Source organism: Delftia sp. 11MD (genome assembly GCF_050907895.1).
Taxonomy (GTDB): domain Bacteria; phylum Pseudomonadota; class Gammaproteobacteria; order Burkholderiales; family Burkholderiaceae_C; genus Comamonas; species Comamonas tsuruhatensis.
In genome coordinates this window covers 5,303,942-5,318,881 of sequence record NZ_CP194333.1, presented here as the reverse complement: position 1 = coordinate 5,318,881, position 14,940 = coordinate 5,303,942, and the positions used below count along the sequence as shown (strand labels likewise).

The 14,940-nt window shown below is 68.5% G+C and carries 12 protein-coding genes; 6 read left to right on the top strand and 6 right to left on the bottom strand.

Features of this window, described 5'->3' with window-relative positions; all coding sequences use genetic code 11:
• Positions 1–243 precede the first annotated feature (243 nt).
• Positions 244–2,202, top strand: a complete 1,959-nt coding sequence (locus tag ACRSCF_RS24365; protein WP_244387256.1) for a sigma-54-dependent Fis family transcriptional regulator — start codon at positions 244–246, stop codon at positions 2,200–2,202.
• A 129-nt stretch (positions 2,203–2,331) separates the two neighbouring features.
• Here ACRSCF_RS24365 and ACRSCF_RS24360 read toward each other — a convergent pair whose 3' ends face one another.
• Positions 2,332–3,129: an SDR family NAD(P)-dependent oxidoreductase gene (locus tag ACRSCF_RS24360; RefSeq protein WP_034367984.1), complete on the bottom strand. Its 798-nt coding sequence runs from the start codon at positions 3,127–3,129 to the stop codon at positions 2,332–2,334.
• A 118-nt stretch (positions 3,130–3,247) separates the two neighbouring features.
• Here ACRSCF_RS24360 and ACRSCF_RS24355 point away from each other — a divergent pair, with 118 nt between their 5' ends.
• On the top strand, positions 3,248–4,147 hold the full coding sequence (locus ACRSCF_RS24355; protein ID WP_034367981.1) for a LysR family transcriptional regulator: 900 nt from the start codon (positions 3,248–3,250) through the stop codon (positions 4,145–4,147).
• A gap of 29 nt (positions 4,148–4,176) precedes the next feature.
• Here the strand turns inward: ACRSCF_RS24355 and ACRSCF_RS24350 are convergent, their stop codons facing one another.
• The 3 genes from ACRSCF_RS24350 to ACRSCF_RS24340 all read right to left on the bottom strand — a co-directional run bounded on the left by ACRSCF_RS24350 (position 4,177) and on the right by ACRSCF_RS24340 (position 6,989).
• Entirely contained in the window at positions 4,177–5,169 is a 993-nt protein-coding gene (locus tag ACRSCF_RS24350) for a Bug family tripartite tricarboxylate transporter substrate binding protein (protein ID WP_034367978.1), read from the bottom strand.
• Between the two features lie 73 nt (positions 5,170–5,242).
• Positions 5,243–6,085 carry an alpha/beta fold hydrolase gene (locus tag ACRSCF_RS24345; RefSeq protein WP_189354077.1) on the bottom strand — a complete coding sequence of 281 codons (843 nt, stop codon included), beginning with the start codon at positions 6,083–6,085 and terminating at the stop codon, positions 5,243–5,245.
• A 115-nt stretch (positions 6,086–6,200) separates the two neighbouring features.
• The gene (locus tag ACRSCF_RS24340) at positions 6,201–6,989 is read right to left on the bottom strand and encodes an IclR family transcriptional regulator (RefSeq protein WP_016453776.1); all 789 of its coding nucleotides are present in this window, start codon (positions 6,987–6,989) and stop codon (positions 6,201–6,203) included.
• Between the two features lie 274 nt (positions 6,990–7,263).
• Here ACRSCF_RS24340 and ACRSCF_RS24335 point away from each other — a divergent pair, with 274 nt between their 5' ends.
• The 4 genes from ACRSCF_RS24335 to ACRSCF_RS24320 all read left to right on the top strand — a co-directional run bounded on the left by ACRSCF_RS24335 (position 7,264) and on the right by ACRSCF_RS24320 (position 12,583).
• On the top strand, positions 7,264–8,241 hold the full coding sequence (locus ACRSCF_RS24335) for a tripartite tricarboxylate transporter substrate binding protein (protein ID WP_016453777.1): 978 nt from the start codon (positions 7,264–7,266) through the stop codon (positions 8,239–8,241).
• Positions 8,242–8,274: 33 nt separating this feature from the next.
• Positions 8,275–9,066 (top strand): enoyl-CoA hydratase/isomerase family protein, encoded by a 792-nt coding sequence (locus ACRSCF_RS24330; RefSeq protein WP_046239522.1) that lies wholly within the window; start codon positions 8,275–8,277, stop codon positions 9,064–9,066.
• Between the two features lie 4 nt (positions 9,067–9,070).
• Positions 9,071–11,173, top strand: coding sequence for an acetate--CoA ligase family protein (locus ACRSCF_RS24325; protein WP_034367974.1), 2,103 nt, complete (start codon positions 9,071–9,073; stop codon positions 11,171–11,173).
• Between the two features lie 72 nt (positions 11,174–11,245).
• Positions 11,246–12,583 (top strand): MmgE/PrpD family protein, encoded by a 1,338-nt coding sequence (locus ACRSCF_RS24320; RefSeq protein ID WP_016453779.1) that lies wholly within the window; start codon positions 11,246–11,248, stop codon positions 12,581–12,583.
• Positions 12,584–12,606: 23 nt separating this feature from the next.
• Here the strand turns inward: ACRSCF_RS24320 and ssuD are convergent, their stop codons facing one another.
• Together ssuD and ACRSCF_RS24310 are read right to left on the bottom strand one after the other, a co-directional pair.
• Positions 12,607–13,761, bottom strand: coding sequence for an FMNH2-dependent alkanesulfonate monooxygenase (gene ssuD / locus ACRSCF_RS24315; RefSeq protein ID WP_016453780.1), 1,155 nt, complete (start codon positions 13,759–13,761; stop codon positions 12,607–12,609).
• Positions 13,758–14,936, bottom strand: coding sequence for a sigma-54 interaction domain-containing protein (locus ACRSCF_RS24310; protein ID WP_034367969.1), 1,179 nt, complete (start codon positions 14,934–14,936; stop codon positions 13,758–13,760). The genes ssuD and ACRSCF_RS24310 overlap by 4 nt, the downstream gene beginning before the upstream one ends.
• Positions 14,937–14,940 lie beyond the last annotated feature (4 nt).

The window sequence follows — 14,940 nt, the reverse complement described above, 5'->3', positions numbered from 1 at the left end:
GCCCGGCGGCAGGATGCGCCAGGCAAATCAAGGGGTTGCCTGCGCGCCTCCGGTACAAACCCTGCGCCTTGCAACCCACTGCCCGGCATTGCCGCCCGCCACAGGTGGGGCAGCCCTGCGACACCTGTCGCACCAGGCGTGCTGCAGCGCAGCAGGGGCAGTGGGTAAGTCTTGATTGGCGCTGCGCCGCACAGGGCACAGAATCGTCTGCGGCACGTTCAAAGCCCGCATCGACTCCACGCCATGCCCCTGCAGTCCTACGCCTCGCACATCCAGGAAATCGAAGCCTTCGGCCTGGGCTACTCCCACCGCGGGCAGGAGCGCGACCGCGCCGTGCTGCGCAGCTGGCGCCGCTGCATCGACTCCCACCGGCTCGACCCGGCGCATACCAGCGAAGCCCACATCGTCACCGAAGGCCAGCTGCGCGCGCACCGCGAGGAGTCCGAGCCGCTGATCCACATCGCCCGCCATGCGCTGGAGCGGCTGTACCAGCAGCTCAAGGGCCTGGACTACGTGCTGCTGCTGGCGGACCGGCATGGCGTGGCCGTGGACTTTTTGGGGCATGAGGCCGACAAGGGCGACCTGCGCCGCGCGGGCCTGTATCTGGGCGCGCAATGGCGCGAGGACCACTCGGGCACCTCGGCCGTGGGTGCCTGCCTTGAGACGGGCGAGGCGCTGACGGTGCACCAGAGCGACCATTTCGACTTCACCCACACCGGCCTGTCCTGCACGGCCGCGCCCATCTACGACATGCGCGGCGAACTCGCGGCGGTGCTGGACCTGTCGCTGCTGCGCTCACCTGCCGAGCGGGCCAGCCAGAACCTGGCGCTCAACCTCGTCATGGCCGCGGCGCGGCGCGTGGAGCAGGCCAACCTGATGGCGCAGTCCGGCCAGGACTGGGTGGTGCGCCTGGCCCAGTCGCCCGATTTCCTCGACGTCGATCCCGACGCCTCCATCAGCGTCGATGCACGTGGCCGCATCCGCGCCATGACCCACGCGGGCGCGCGGCTGTTGGCAGCGGCCGCGCAACTGGACTGGCGCCAGCGCAAGAGCCTCATCGGCCAGCCGCTGGAGCGCTTCTTCGACGTGGACCTGCGCCACCTGTCCGAGCTGCGCCGCAATCGCCCGGCGCAGGAGCGCATCATCCGCGCCCGCGACGGCAGCATCCTCTTCGCCCATGCCATGGAGCCGCAGCGCCGGACACGCCGCCTGCAAGCGCAGGCAAGGCCGGCGCAGCCCCCGCTGCCTGCTGCGCTGCAGGCGCTGGACACGGGTGATGCCGCACTGCAGACGCTGCTGCGCAAGGCCGCGCGGCTCGCACCGCAAGAGCTGCCCGTGCTGGTGCAGGGAGAGACCGGCGCGGGCAAGGAATACCTGGCCCGCGCGCTGCATGCATCCAGCGGCCGCAGCGGCGCCTTCATTGCCATCAACTGCGCAGCCATTCCCGAGGCACTGTTGGAGAGCGAGCTGTTCGGCTACCTGCCCGGCACCTGGACCGGCGGCGCCAGCAAGGGCCGCGAAGGGCTGATTGCTGCGGCACACGAGGGCACGCTGTTCCTTGACGAGATCGGCGACATGCCCCTGGCCCTGCAGGCCAAGCTGCTGCGGGTGCTGTCCGAATCCGAAATCACTCCCTTGGGGGCGCGCGTGCCACGGGCGGTGGCGGTGCGCTTCATCTCGGCCTCGCACCAGCCGCTGGCCGAGCTGGTGCGGCGTGGCAGCTTCCGGGAAGACCTGCTGTACCGCCTCAACGCGGCCGAGCTTCGCCTGCCTGCGCTGCGCCAGCGCAGCGACCTGCAGACCATTGCCGACCAGATGCTGGCCACCCTGGGCAGCCACCTGCACCTGGGCGACGCAGCCCGCGCCGTGCTGGCCGCGCACGCCTGGCCCGGCAACCTGCGCGAGCTGCACAACGCGCTGCGCTACGCCGCAGCCCTGTGCGGCCACGATGGCGACGGCACCATCGAGCCCGACCACCTGCCTGACCATCTGCACGATGCGCTGCACCGCGCACCAGCGCGCACCGCCTTGGCTGGCAATGCCGGCGAGCCCGCCGCACAGGCGCTGGAACAGCTGCTTGCGCAATGCCAGGGCAATGTCTCCGAGGCGGCGCGCCAGCTCGGCGTCAGCCGCTCCACCATCCACCGGCGCATCCAGCAGCTGAAGCTGGGCGTGCGGCATGCCCATTGGCGCGGGACATAGCACGGCCTTCGCCCCAGGGCCCATGCGATGTCCATGGCGGCTGGCCGCGGCGATCGGCCCGTCGGTCGCAGCGCCAGGTCAGTCGCAGTGCAAGTCCAGTCGCAGTGCAAGTCCAGTCGCAGTGCAATTTCAGTCGCAGCGTGCGGTCATGCCGCCGTCCACGACAAGCTCGGTTCCCGTCACGAAGCGGGCCTCGTCGCTGGCCAGGTACAGGGCGGCACTGGCGGTATCGCGGCCATCGCCCATGAAGCCCAGCGGGATGCGCCTGACCCGCGAGGCCAGCAGCGTCTCCACATCGCCGCCTGTGCGCTGCCTGGCCAGCCGCGCTTCCACCATGGGGGTGTGCAGCTGGCCCGGCACCACCGTGTTCACGCGAATGCCGTCAGGCGCATGCTGCACGGCCACCACGCGGGACAGGTGGATCACGCCGGCCTTGCTGGCCGCATAGGCGACCTGCGCGCTGCCGGTCCAGCGCAGGCCCGAGGTGGACGCCACGTTGACGATGGCGCCGCTGCCGCGTTCGACCATGTGCGGGAGCACATGCTTGCAGGTCAGAAAGACGCTCTTGAGGTTGATGTCGATCTGGCTGTCCCAGTCCTGCTCGCTCAGCTGAATGGGGCCGCCGGCTGCGGAGCCGCCCACGTTGTTGATCAGGATGTCCGGGACGCCCCAGGCCTGCAGGCAGGCCTGGACCATGGCCCTGACGCTGGACGAGTCGGTGACATCGCAGATGTAGGTCGTGATGGACGCTGCCGCCTCGCCGGCCAGGGACAGCGTTTCGTCAAGCCGCGCCTGGTCACGGTCCACCGCCAGCACCTTCGCGCCTTCCTCCGCCAGGCGCACGGCCATGGCCCTGCCGTTGCCCCAGCCTGCTGCCACGCATCCGGCCCCCGTAACGATGGCTATCCTGGACTTGAACCTGCTCATTGGCTTTCCTCATGTGACACGGTGGAGCCGCTGTGGCAAGCGGCGATGCAGGCCAGTTTGCGATCGATGCCTGCAAAGTTAAACTGGATGGCGCCTATACCAGCTATGTTGAATACCTATGGATCTGCGCCAACTGGAGTACTTCGTCGCCGTGGTGGAGCACGGCAGCATCAGCCGCGCGGCCGTGGCGCTGAATTTGGCGCAGCCGAGCGTGAGCCGCCAGATCGCACTGCTGGAAGAGGAGCTGGGGCAGCGGCTGCTGGACAGGACAGGGCGCGGCGTGGCAGCAACCGCGGCCGGGGAGACACTGCTGTCGCATGCACGCACGATGCTCAACTCGGCCAGCCAGGCGCTGTCCGATCTCAAGGAAATGCATGCCGAGCCCGTCGGCAGCGTGGTCGTGGGCCTGCCCCACCGGGTGGCGGCAAGCCTGGCCGTGCCGCTGATACGGGAGTTCCGGCGCCGGCTGCCGCATGCACTGCTTTCGGTGGTGGAGGGGCTGAGCCTGTCCTTGCGTGAGGGAATGATTGCGGGCCGCATCGACCTGGGTCTGATGTTCGACCCTGCTCCGACGCCCCTGCTGTCCTACGAACCCCTGATGCGCGAGTCCATGCTGCTGGTGGCTCCCAAGGGCTACCGGTTGCCGTCGCGCATCGGCCTTTCGGCCCTGGCGGACTTTCCGCTGGTGCTGCCGGGCACCCATAACCCGATACGCAGCCTCGTGGACGCCGTCCTGCTGCCGCGCAAGATCCGGCTGAACGTGGTGGCCGAGGTGGGGGCCGTGCACACGGCGCTGTCCGTGGTGGAGGAGGGACTGGCTTGCTCCATTCTTCCGGACAGTGCGTTGAATCTGGCCGGTGCCCGCACTGGCATACAGTCTGCGCCCATCGGCCCGCCGGCCATACGCAACCAGCTCGTGCTGGCCATGCCCAGGGCGCGTCCCGCGAACCGGCTGATGGCGGAAACCGCCAAGTTGCTGCGCGAGCTTGACTTTCGCAAGGGCGCCCGCGCCGTGTAGGGCATGCCTTCCGGATCGGAAGCGGCAGGTCAGTCGATGCGGATGCCCGCTTCCCTGACGGCCTTGCCGATCTTGTTCAGGTCGTCAGCGATCAATTTCCGAAACTGCGCAGGACTGGACTTCGCGGGGACAAAGGACAGTTCGGCGAACCTGGATTTCAGCGACGGCGCCTCCACGGCCTTTGAAATTTCGGTGTTCAACCTGTGGGTGATGTCTGCGGGCAGGCCGGCCGGGCCCCAGATTCCGTACCAGGACAGGAGCTCGAACCCGGCAATGGTGCCCTCCGCCAGCGTCGGCACATCGGGCAGCGACGGGACGCGGGTCTTGCTGGTGACGGCAAGGGGCCGCAGACGGCCGGCCTGCACGAAGGGCATGACACCCGGCATGGGCGAGATGGCCGCGGAGACATGGCCGCCGATCACGTCCGTCAATTGGGGAACGGCACCCTTGTAGGCGACGATGTCCATCTGCAGGCCAAGGGCCCGGTTCAGCATCTCTTCGCTCAGGTGGCTGGTGGTACCCAGGCCGGAAGTCGCCCAGGTGTACTTGCCTGGATGGGCCCTGGCCAGTTGCACGAACTCTGCCACGGTCCTGACGGGCAACTCGTTGGTGACCGCCACGATCAGCGGCACGTACCCGATTTGCCCCACGGGCGTGAAGTCACGCTCGGCGTCATAGGTTTTCTTGGAACTGACCAGCGGCAGGTAGGCGTGGCTGGAGGCATTGAAGATGAGCGTGTATCCGTCAGGCTTGGCCTTCTTGACCTGCAGGGTTCCCAACAGGCCGGAAGCCCCCGGAACGTTCTCGATCACGATGGCCTGGCCCAGCTGCCTTTGCAGTTGGTCGGCCACCAGGCGGCCCACGGTGTCGATCGAGCCACCCGGCGTGTACGGAATCACCATGCGGATCGGCTTGCCCGGATAGTCTTGCGCGCCCACCAGGGTGCAGGTGGCCCAGGCAGCACAGGTCATGGCGAACTTCCAGGCTTTCCTGATGGCGGCTGCGGGCGTGTGGATGGTCATCTTTGTCTCCTGAGCACTGTTTCTGTCCGGCGCATCCCCGAAGGGGCCGGGTGTCTTGCGGGCAAGGGCTGGCCTAGGCGGCGTACACGCGGCGCGTGAATGCCGCAATGGCGTCTGCCATGGCAAGGGGCTGCTCGGGCGCCAGGGCGTGGCCCGCGTCGGCAATCACCTGTTCCGTCACCCGCTCGCCCAGGCAGGACTTCATCACATGGGGGATCACGACCGCGTCATGTTCGGCCCGAAGGTCCAGTATGGGAACGGTCGTTCCTGCGCTGAAGTAGTCATCGACGGGCGTGACGCGCCGTGCATGGCCTTGCGCTTCATGGGCCTGGGCGTTCCACCCGTCCAGCCAGGCGCTGGGGTCATGTCCCGGGGCAAAGAAGGCGCGGCGCAGGCAGTCCAGGCGCTGCTCCCTGGACAGCCGTGCATCGCCCGCGCCGTCGATTGCGTCCCGCAGGCGGCCATACGGCATTTCGTCCGATCCCGGCGGCAGCTTGCCTGCCGAGGCGGCGGCCATGACGACGCCGCGCACCAGGTCCGGCCTGTCGGCCGCCAGCATGCGCGCCGGCTGGCTGCCCCAGGCATGACCCACGACCACGACAGGGCCGGTGGCTTCGTGGTCGATGACGGCCGCGACGTCGGCTGCGAAGTCATGCAGCGTCAGCCCCTGCATGGGGCCACGGCTTTGGCCTATGCCCCGAGGCTCGGGGCGCAGTACCCGCAGCCCTTGCGCCTGCAGATGGCGGGCAACGACGTCGTAGTCCCGGCCGGAACGGGCCAGCGATGGCAGCATGCAGACGACCGGCCCTGCGCCCTGGTCCGCATACTCGATTTGAATCTCGTCCTTCGCAGCCTGCGGGCGGTAGCGCACGAGCCGGCGAGTGACGCCGGTTGTCTCCAGATGGGTGTTTGTCATGCCGCCAGTCTGGGTTTCGGGCGCCATTGCGATAAGGCAATGCAGCCTATATCAGCTATGTTTTTTCCCTATGCAAAGCGGGCCGCCCGCAGGTGCGTGGAACGGCGGGCAAACCTCACCGTTTCTCCAGCAGGCTCTGAATCTGGCGGCCCAGCTGCAGCAACGCCGGGTGCAGCTCCTGCACGATGGCTGGCACAGGCTCCGTCGTGGACACGCTGCAGTTCAGGACATAGATGGCATCGGGTGTCACCAGCGGCGTGGCCAGTGCAACCACTTCCGGCTGCCACGATGCAGCGCAGAAGCCTTGGCTTTTCACGGACCTGATGGCCGCCTGGATCTGTTTTTCCAGGTCGCGCCATTGGGCGCCTCTCTTGAGCCTGAAGCTGTCGAACAGTGCCTTGCGCCTGGCAGGCGGCGCCACGGCAAGGTAGGCACGGCCCAGCGACGTCAGCTCCATGGGCACACGCTGACCCGACACCACATGCCTGAGCACAATCCGGCGGTTGTAGCGGATCGATTCCAGATAGACCATCTCGTCCCTGTCGGGACAGGCCAGGCCCACGTTGATCCTGCGTGTCTCGGCGAGGGTGCGCATCAGGGGGGCCGCCATCGAAAGCACCGTCGATCCGGTACGCATGGCGTGCGCCAGGCTCAGGACAGCGGGAGCCAGGCGAAAGGCGCGGCTTTGGTGATCGGCCTGCAGCATGCCGCAGCCCACCAGGGTCTGCGTCAGCCGGCTCACGGTGGCCTTGGACAGTCCGGTGCGTTCCACCAGGTCGCCGTTGCCCAGCAGTTCCGACCCGGGCCTGAACGCACGGAGTATTTCGATGCCTCTTTCCAGGGAGCGGTTGCTCGGGGACTGACCGGGCTTGTCATGGAGTATGGGGGATCGCCTGTGGGTCATGTTGCTGCCGCCTGCGGGAGGACCGGTTCATCCTCGGTTGAAAGCCTGGTTCTTGCTGCACAGGCGCGGGCGCCTGATGGCGTGGAGTATTCCACCGAAAGGATGGCAGATGAAAACGCAAGTCCTGGCGCGCTCGCTGTGCGGTTTCACTGGTTGGAACATGGGGGATCACAACTGCGGCGCGTTTCCCTAAGCTTTCACCAATCCGTCGCCAGCGTCATCGCAACGCTTGCGCATGGACCGGACCTCTGCCCATAGAACCAGGAGACACACCATGCTTCGTTTCGCCGCCCGCCGTTGCGCCAGGGCCATTGCGCTCATTGCCGTGCTCGCGACTGCCTGCAACGCAGTCTTTGCAGCCTTCCCGGAAAAGCCCGTGCGCCTCGTCGTGCCCTTCGCGCCCGGTGGCGGAACCGACCTGATCGCACGCACGCTGGGGGCCGAGATGGCCAAGGACCTGGGCCAGCCCGTCATCGTGGACAACAAGCCCGGTGCCGGCACGATCATCGGCACCGACAACGTTGCCAAGAGCGCGCCGGACGGCTACTCCGTGGTCGTGGCTTCCTTCGCGCACGCCGTCAATCCGGCGCTGCAGGCCAAGCTGCCGTACGGGAGCAACAAGGCCTTCGCGCCGGTGATCCTGATCGGCCGCGGCCCCAACGTGCTGGTGGTGCCCGCCGCCAGCCCGTACAAGACGGTGGCGGACGTGATGGCCGCCGCCAAGGCCAGTCCCGACAAGCTGACCTATGCCTCGCAGGGCGCCGGGACGTCGGCGCATCTGGCCGGGGAGCTGTTCGCTAACCTGGCCAAGGTCAGGATCACCCATGTGCCCTACCGTGGCGCAGGCCCGGCACTCACCGATCTGATGGGTGGCCAGGTGGACATGATGTTTGCCACCGCGGCGGCGGTATCCACCTTCATCGACAACGGCAAGCTGCGCGTGCTGGGTGTGACCACGGCCGAGCCGTCTGCGGCCTTCAAGGATGCGCCGCCCATCGCCGTCACCGTCCCGGGCTACCGCGTCGAGAGCTGGTACGGCCTGTACGTGCCGGCCGCCACGCCCGCTGCCGTGATCGAGCGCCTGAACACTGCGGCCCGCAAGGCGGCCCGTTCGCCGGACTTTGTTCGCAAGCTGGAACACGAAGGCCTGGTGGTCAATGCCGGGCCGGCGGCGGAACTGGACACCTATGTGCAGGCCGAGGAAAAGCGCTGGGCGCAGATCGTCAGGCAAAACAACATCCATCCCGATTGATCGCACTGGCTGCGATCGCTTTCAAAGCACGCCATGAACTACGAACTGATCCAACTGAATGTCGCCGATGCGGTGGCGACCCTGACCCTGAACCGCCCCGACAAGCGCAACGCCATGAGTGACGACATGCGCACCGAGTTCATCGATGCCCTGGAGCGCGTGGCAGCAGACAAGGCCATCAAAGCCCTGGTGCTGACAGGCGCGGGCAAGGGATTTTGCGCAGGCGGCGACATTGCCGGAATGCAAAGGCGCATGAATGCTCCCGCGGGCGAGGTGGGCTTCAACGGCTGGCAGCGCCAGCAGCGCGTGCACCATGTCCAGGCCCTGCTGCACACCATGCCCAAGCCCGTGATCGCCGCCGTCAACGGCGCGGCTTCGGGACTGGGGGCAGACACGGCGCTGGCCTGCGACTTCGTGATCGCCAGCGAATGGGCCAGCTTCGCGTGGAGCTATGTGCTGCGCGGCATCATCCCGGACGGCGGGGGCATGTACTTCCTGCCGCGCCGTGTGGGCCTGGCCAAGGCCAAGGAGCTGATCTTCACGGGCCGCCAGGTCAAGCTGCCGGAAGCCCTGGCCCTGGGCATCGTGGACCGCCAGGCCAGTGCCGAGACCTTGGTGGCAGACGCCCAGGCCTGGGCGCGCGAGCTGTCCTCGGCTTCTTCCACCGCGCTGGCATTGACCAAGACCATTCTGAACCAGAGCTTCGAGCTGTCTTCACACGATGTCTTCGCCCAGGGCAGCCAGGCCCAGGGCATCTGCTACACCAGCAGTGAACACCGTGCATCGGTGGAGGCCTTCCTGGCCAAGACGGCCGGCAAGGAGTGATGCCATGAGCGAAGCCATTGCCAAGCTGCTGTCGCCGCGCAGTGTCGCCGTCATAGGCGCCTCTGCCGACCTGAAAAAGACCACGGGCCGCCCGGTGGCCTACCTGCAAAAGCACGGGTTTGCCGGCCGCATTCTTCCCGTCAATCCGCGCGTGGAGCGCATCGGCGATCTGGCCTGCTATCCCGATGTGGCCTCGCTGCCTGAAGTGCCCGATGTGGCCGTGGTGCTGCTGGGCGCCGAGCGTGCGCACCAGGCCGTCAGGGAGCTGTCGGCGCTGGGCTGCGCGGCAGCCATCGTGCTGGCCAGCGGCTACACGGAAACGGGCGAGGACGGGGCGCACCGCCAGCGGCAGCTGATCGAGGCGGCCGGCAGCATGCGCCTGCTGGGGCCCAACACCATCGGGCTGGTCAACCTGACCGACCGGATCGTGCTGTCGCCCTCGGGCGCGCTGGAGATGGACGAGTTCCCCGTCGGAGGCATCGGCGTCGTCTCGCAAAGCGGCGGCATCCTGGGCTCGCTGCTGTCGCGCGCGGCCGCGCGTGGCATCGGGCTGTCCAAGCTCATCTCCACCAGCAATGAAGTGGATCTGGAACTGGCCGACTTCATAGACCACCTGGCCGATGACCCGGCCACCAAGGTGATCGCGCTGTATGTGGAGACGGTGCGCCATCCCGCCAGGTTCCGTGCCGCCTGCCTGAAGGCCGCGCGTGCCGGCAAGCCCGTGGTGGCCTTCAAGATCGGCCGCTCCGAGGCCGGCGCCAAGGCCGCCGTATCGCACACGGGCGCCATGGCCGGTGCGGATCGCATGTACGACGCGCTGTTCCGGCAGGTCGGCGTGATTCGTGCGCAAAGCTTTTCCGACCTGCTGGACGTGCCCGCTGCGCTGGCCACGGGCCGCAGGCTGCGCGGCAAGCGCATCGCCATCCTGACGTCCACCGGCGGTGCGGGCACCCTGGTGTCGGACGATCTGGGCGTGGCCGGATTCGACACGCCGGCCCCTGACCAGGCGACCGCCGATGCACTGCGCGCGCTGCAGACCGGCAGCGAGGCCGTGCTGGACCGCAACCCCATCGACGTGACCCTGGCGGGCCTGCGTCCCGACCTGCTGCGCGGCGCCATCCATGCCTTGCTGGCAAGCCCCAGCTACGACGCGCTGGTGATCATCGTCGGCTCCTCCAGCCTGGCCATGCCCGAGCTGCTGGCCGGTGCCATCCAGGAGTGCCTGCCCCACTCCGACAAGCCGGTGCTGGCCTATGTCAGCCCGCATGCGCCGGAAATCGGCGCGCTGCTCACGCAACGCGGCGTGCCGGCCTTCGCTGCGGCGGAAAGCTGCACCGCCGCGCTGGCGGGCATGCTGCGCGTCAATGGCTTCCAGGGTGCGCCTTCCGAGCTGGTCGTCGGCAAGGACACCCTGCAGGAACCGGATCTGCCCGTTGGCTGCCTCGATGAAGCGCAGGCCAAGGCCGTTTTCCGCCGTTTCGGCGTGCCGTGCGCGGCCGAGCGTGTGGTGCGCACCGCCGAAGAGGCCGAAGCCGCCGCGCGCGAACTGGGCGGCCGAGTGGTGCTCAAGATCCTTTCGTCCCGGATCACGCACAAGAGTGATGTGGGCGGTGTCGCCGTCGGCCTGACGACGCAGACCATAGGTGCCCGGTTGGGTGCGATGGTGGCCGACGTGCAGGCCAGGGCGGGCGTGCGCCCGGACCGGTTCCTGGTGCAGCAGATGGTGGCCGGTGGCACCGAGCTGATCCTGGGCCTGCACAAGGATGCGCTGGGCACCGCCGTGATGCTGGGCATGGGGGGCGTTGCGGCCGAATTGTTCCAGGACACCACGCTGCGCCTGCTGCCCGACGATGGGACACAACTGGGTGTGCTGAGCCGCTCAGAAGCGCTGGACATGGCCAGGGAGCTCAAGACCTGGCCGCTGCTGGACGGCTTTCGCGGCCGCCCCAAGGCGGATGTCGATGCCCTGGCCGATGCCATCGTCGCGTTCTCTGCGATGGCCGCCCAACTGGGCGACCGCGTGATCGAGGCGGAGATCAACCCGGTGTTCGTGCTGCCGCAGGGCCAGGGCGTGTGCGCTGCGGATGGTGTGCTGGTTCTGGCCTGAGGGGCCGGCCACTGCACATTTGTGCCAAAAAAGTGAGACTGCCCCGGCCAGTGTTCATCCAGGAGACCACGCATGCATGCGACCGAAGTGTTCGGACAATTTGCCTCTCGATACCAACGCACCGAGCTTCCCGACACCGTCATCCACCACGCCAAGCGGGCCGTGATCGACTGGTATGCCTCCCTGTTCCCGGGCCTGGGCTGCGCGCCTCTTGCACAGTTGGAACAGGTGCTTGCCGAGGATCTGGATCGCGGGTCCTGCCGGCTTGGAAACGGCCGCATGGCCACGGCGCGGGCGGCGGCACTTTTCAACGGCTCGGCGGCCCATGCCGCCGAGGTGGACGACAGCTTCCGCGATGCCATGTACCACCCCGGGGCCGCAACCATTGCAGCGGCGTTGGCGGCAAGCCAGCAGGCAGGGGCCAGTGGCCTGGAATTCCTGCGTGCCGTGGTGCTGGGCTATGAGGTCTCCACCCGCATCGGCGTGACCCTGGGCCGGGCCCACTACCGCTTCTGGCACAACACCGGCACCGTGGGCGTCTTCGGGGCTGTGGCGGCCGCAGGGTATGCGCTGCGGCTGGATGCAGGGCCATTCGCCCATGCACTGGCCACGGCGGCCACCTTCTCTGCGGGTCTGCAGCAGGCATTTCGCATGGATTCGATGTCCAAGCCCCTGCATGCCGGGCGCGCAGCGGAGGCCGGCCTGCTGGCTGCGCAACTCGCGCACAGGGGGGTGACGGGATCGCTGGATGTGCTGGAGGGGGAGTCGGGCCTGGGCCGCGCTGTCAGCGACGGACCCGACTGGTCAGGCATCGGGGACACGCTGGGCAGGGACTTCCACATCACCCGGCTCACCTTCAAGAACCATGTCGGCTGCGGCCATACCTTTGCGGCCATCGACGCCGCGCTGGCTCTGCGCAGCCAGCATGCCCTGCGGGCGGACGACATCTGCAGCGTGGCCGTGGCCACCTATGGCCCGGCCCTGGATATCGCCTGCTACACCGATCCCGTGACCGAAAACGAAGCGCGCTTCAGTCTCCGGTTCGTGGTGGCGACGGCCTTGGTCCATGGCAGCGTGCGAATGTCCGCGTACACCCCCGAGCGCCTGGCCGATCCCGCCGTGCGCGCGATGCTCGAGCGCGTCCAGGTCTCGGTGGACCCGCAAATCGATAGGGCCTTCCCGGGAAAGAGATCGGCGCGCCTGGAAATCGTTGCCAGGGATGGACGCCGCCATGTCTGGGTGCAGCCCGATCGCAAGGGCGATCCCGAACTGCCGTTGTCGGATGGGGAGCTGGAGGACAAGTTCATGGAGCTTGCCGCTCCCGTCGCCGGCGCGGGACGTGCCCGGCAGCTGCTGTCAAACATCTGGGGCCTTGAGCGGGCGAGCTGCCTGCGGGGTCTTGCGGTCTGACAAGGCGCAAGCCCGGGGGCGGCTCACGATGCAGACTGCCGGCGCTGGATGCTGCGGATGTCGAAGGCGCCGCCGGTCTGGGCCTGGTCGCTGGTGGTGACGGCCCGCTTGCCGAGCAGGGGGAAGACCAGCTCGGCAAAGCGGATGGACTCCTCCAGGTGCGGGTAGCCCGAGAGCACGAAGCTGTCTGCACCCAGCGCGGCGTACTCGCGCAGGCGCTCGGCCACGGTGGCCGCGTCGCCGACCAGGGCCGTGCCCGCGCCGCCACGCACCAGGCCCACGCCGGCCCAGAGGTTGGGCGCCACCTCCAGCCGGTCGCGCCGCCCGCCGTGCAGCGCGGCCATGCGCGACTGGCCCACGGAGTCCATGCGCGCATAGCCGGCCTGGGCGCGGGCGATGTCCTCGTCGGTGAGCTTGCTGATCAGGCGCTCGGCATCGGCCCAGGCCTCTTCGTTGGTCTCGCGCACGATGACGTGCAGCCGCACGCCCAGGCGGACCTGGCGGCCCTGCTGCGCGGCGCGGCGGCGGATGTCGGCGAACTTTTCGGCCACGGCGGCGGGGGGCTCGCCCCAGGTGAGGTAGGCGTCCACCTGGCGTGCGGCCAGGTCGTGGGCGGCGTCCGAGGAGCCGCCGAAGTACAGCGGCGGATGCGGCTTTTGCACCGGGGGAAAGAAGTTGCGGCCCTGCTTGACCTTGAAGTATTTGCCGTCGAAATCCACGGCCTCGCCGGCCAGCAGGCGGCGCCAGATGGTCAGGAATTCATCGGCATAGGCATAGCGTTCGTCATGGGCCAGGAAGATGCCGTCGGCCTCCAGCTCGGTGGCATCGCCCCCGGGCACCACGTTGAGCAGCAGGCGCCCGCCCAGGGCCTGGTCCAGCGTGGCGGCCTGGCGCGCGCTGGAGACCGGCGCTCCCAGCGAGGTGCGCAGGGCCACCAGCAGCTTGATGCGCTGCGTGACGGGCACCAGGCTGGAGGCGACCACCCAGGGGTCCAGGCAGGAGCTGCCGGTGGGGATCAGCAGGCCGTCGTAGCCCAGCTCCTCGGCCGTGACGGCGATCTGGCGCATGTAGGCGTTGGTGGGGGCGCGGCCGAAGTCGGAGGTGCCGAGGTAGCGCGTGTCGCCCGAGGTGGGCAGGAACCAGAAGATGTCTGGCGATGCGTGGGGGTCTTGGCTCATGGGATCTCCGGGGACGATGGAAAAGACGGTGGCGCGGCCTCGCCCGGCACCTGGCCCAGGCGCTGCAGCCGCGCGCGCACCACGCTGCGGCTGATGCCCAGCTGGCGCGCGGTCTGCACCTGGTTGCCGCGGTTGCGCTGCCAGGCCTTGAGCAGCAGGGCGCCCAGCACGTGCTGCTCCAGGCCTTCGGCATGCACGTCGCACAGGCTGTCCAGCGCTTCGCCCAGGGCCAGTTCGGCGGCGGCGGCCTGGGCGCCGTGTTCAGCCTCGCGTGTGGGGACGGGATCGGGCTCGCCCTGGCTGCTGGCGATGTGCAGGTCGCCCGCGCCGATGTGCATGCCCTGGGTCAGCAGCAGGCTGCGGTGGATGACGTTCTCCAGCTCGCGGCTGTTGCCGGGCCAGTCGTGCTCCAGCAGCTTGCGCTGCGCGTCCTGGCTCAGTGCCATGGGCGCGTAGCGCATGCGCTGGCAGTAGCTCGCGATGAAGTGGCGCGCCAGCGGCAGGATGTCGGCCGGGCGCTGGCGCAGCGGCAGCACGGTGAGGGTGACGACATCGAGCAGGTAGTACAGGTCTTCGCGAAAACGCCGCGCCGCCACCTTGGTGTGCAGCGGCGCGCTGCTGGCCGCGAGCACGCGCACATCGGCCGGCGTGCGCTGGCTGGCACCGATGCGGGTGACCGCCTTGTCCTGCAGCACGCGCACCAGCTTGCTCTGGATGTGCAGGGGCAGGTCGTCGATCTCGTCCAGCAGCAGGGTGCCGCCGTGGGCGTCCTCGAAGCGGCCGGGCAGGTTGCCGAAGGCACCCGTCAGCGCACCGCTTTCGTGGCCGAAGAGCTCGGCGTTGATCAGGGCCTCGGACAGCGCGCCGCAGTTGACGGCGACAAAGGGGCCGTGGCGGCGCGGGCTCAGGCGGTGGATGTGGCGGGCCACCATTTCCTTGTCGGCGCCGCTGTCGCCCAGGATGAGGACGCCGGCCTCGCTGGCGGCCACCTGTCCCATGGTCTTGAGCAGGGCCTGCGAGGCCGGGTCTTGCAGTATCCACGGCGCGGGCGCGGCGCCGTCATCGTGCGCGGCAGAGGCTGCGGGCGCATGCACGGTTGCAGGTACGGGCGCAGGTACGGGCGCAGGTGTTGCCGAGGACTTGCCGGGCGGCCAGGTGGGCAGACGGGTGTTCATGGCG

Bases quoted from the DNA above. Each gene is read 5' to 3' on its own strand.
- ACRSCF_RS24365 (WP_244387256.1), top strand. From the start codon at position 244: ATGCCCCTGCAGTCCTACGCCTCGCACATCCAGGAAATCGAAGCCTTC.
- ACRSCF_RS24360 (WP_034367984.1), bottom strand. From the start codon at position 3,129: ATGAGCAGGTTCAAGTCCAGGATAGCCATCGTTACGGGGGCCGGATGC.
- ACRSCF_RS24355 (WP_034367981.1), top strand. From the start codon at position 3,248: ATGGATCTGCGCCAACTGGAGTACTTCGTCGCCGTGGTGGAGCACGGC.
- ACRSCF_RS24350 (WP_034367978.1), bottom strand. From the start codon at position 5,169: ATGACCATCCACACGCCCGCAGCCGCCATCAGGAAAGCCTGGAAGTTC.
- ACRSCF_RS24345 (WP_189354077.1), bottom strand. From the start codon at position 6,085: ATGACAAACACCCATCTGGAGACAACCGGCGTCACTCGCCGGCTCGTG.
- ACRSCF_RS24340 (WP_016453776.1), bottom strand. From the start codon at position 6,989: ATGACCCACAGGCGATCCCCCATACTCCATGACAAGCCCGGTCAGTCC.
- ACRSCF_RS24335 (WP_016453777.1), top strand. From the start codon at position 7,264: ATGCTTCGTTTCGCCGCCCGCCGTTGCGCCAGGGCCATTGCGCTCATT.
- ACRSCF_RS24330 (WP_046239522.1), top strand. From the start codon at position 8,275: ATGAACTACGAACTGATCCAACTGAATGTCGCCGATGCGGTGGCGACC.
- ACRSCF_RS24325 (WP_034367974.1), top strand. From the start codon at position 9,071: ATGAGCGAAGCCATTGCCAAGCTGCTGTCGCCGCGCAGTGTCGCCGTC.
- ACRSCF_RS24320 (WP_016453779.1), top strand. From the start codon at position 11,246: ATGCATGCGACCGAAGTGTTCGGACAATTTGCCTCTCGATACCAACGC.
- ssuD (WP_016453780.1), bottom strand. From the start codon at position 13,761: ATGAGCCAAGACCCCCACGCATCGCCAGACATCTTCTGGTTCCTGCCC.
- ACRSCF_RS24310 (WP_034367969.1), bottom strand. From the start codon at position 14,936: ATGAACACCCGTCTGCCCACCTGGCCGCCCGGCAAGTCCTCGGCAACA.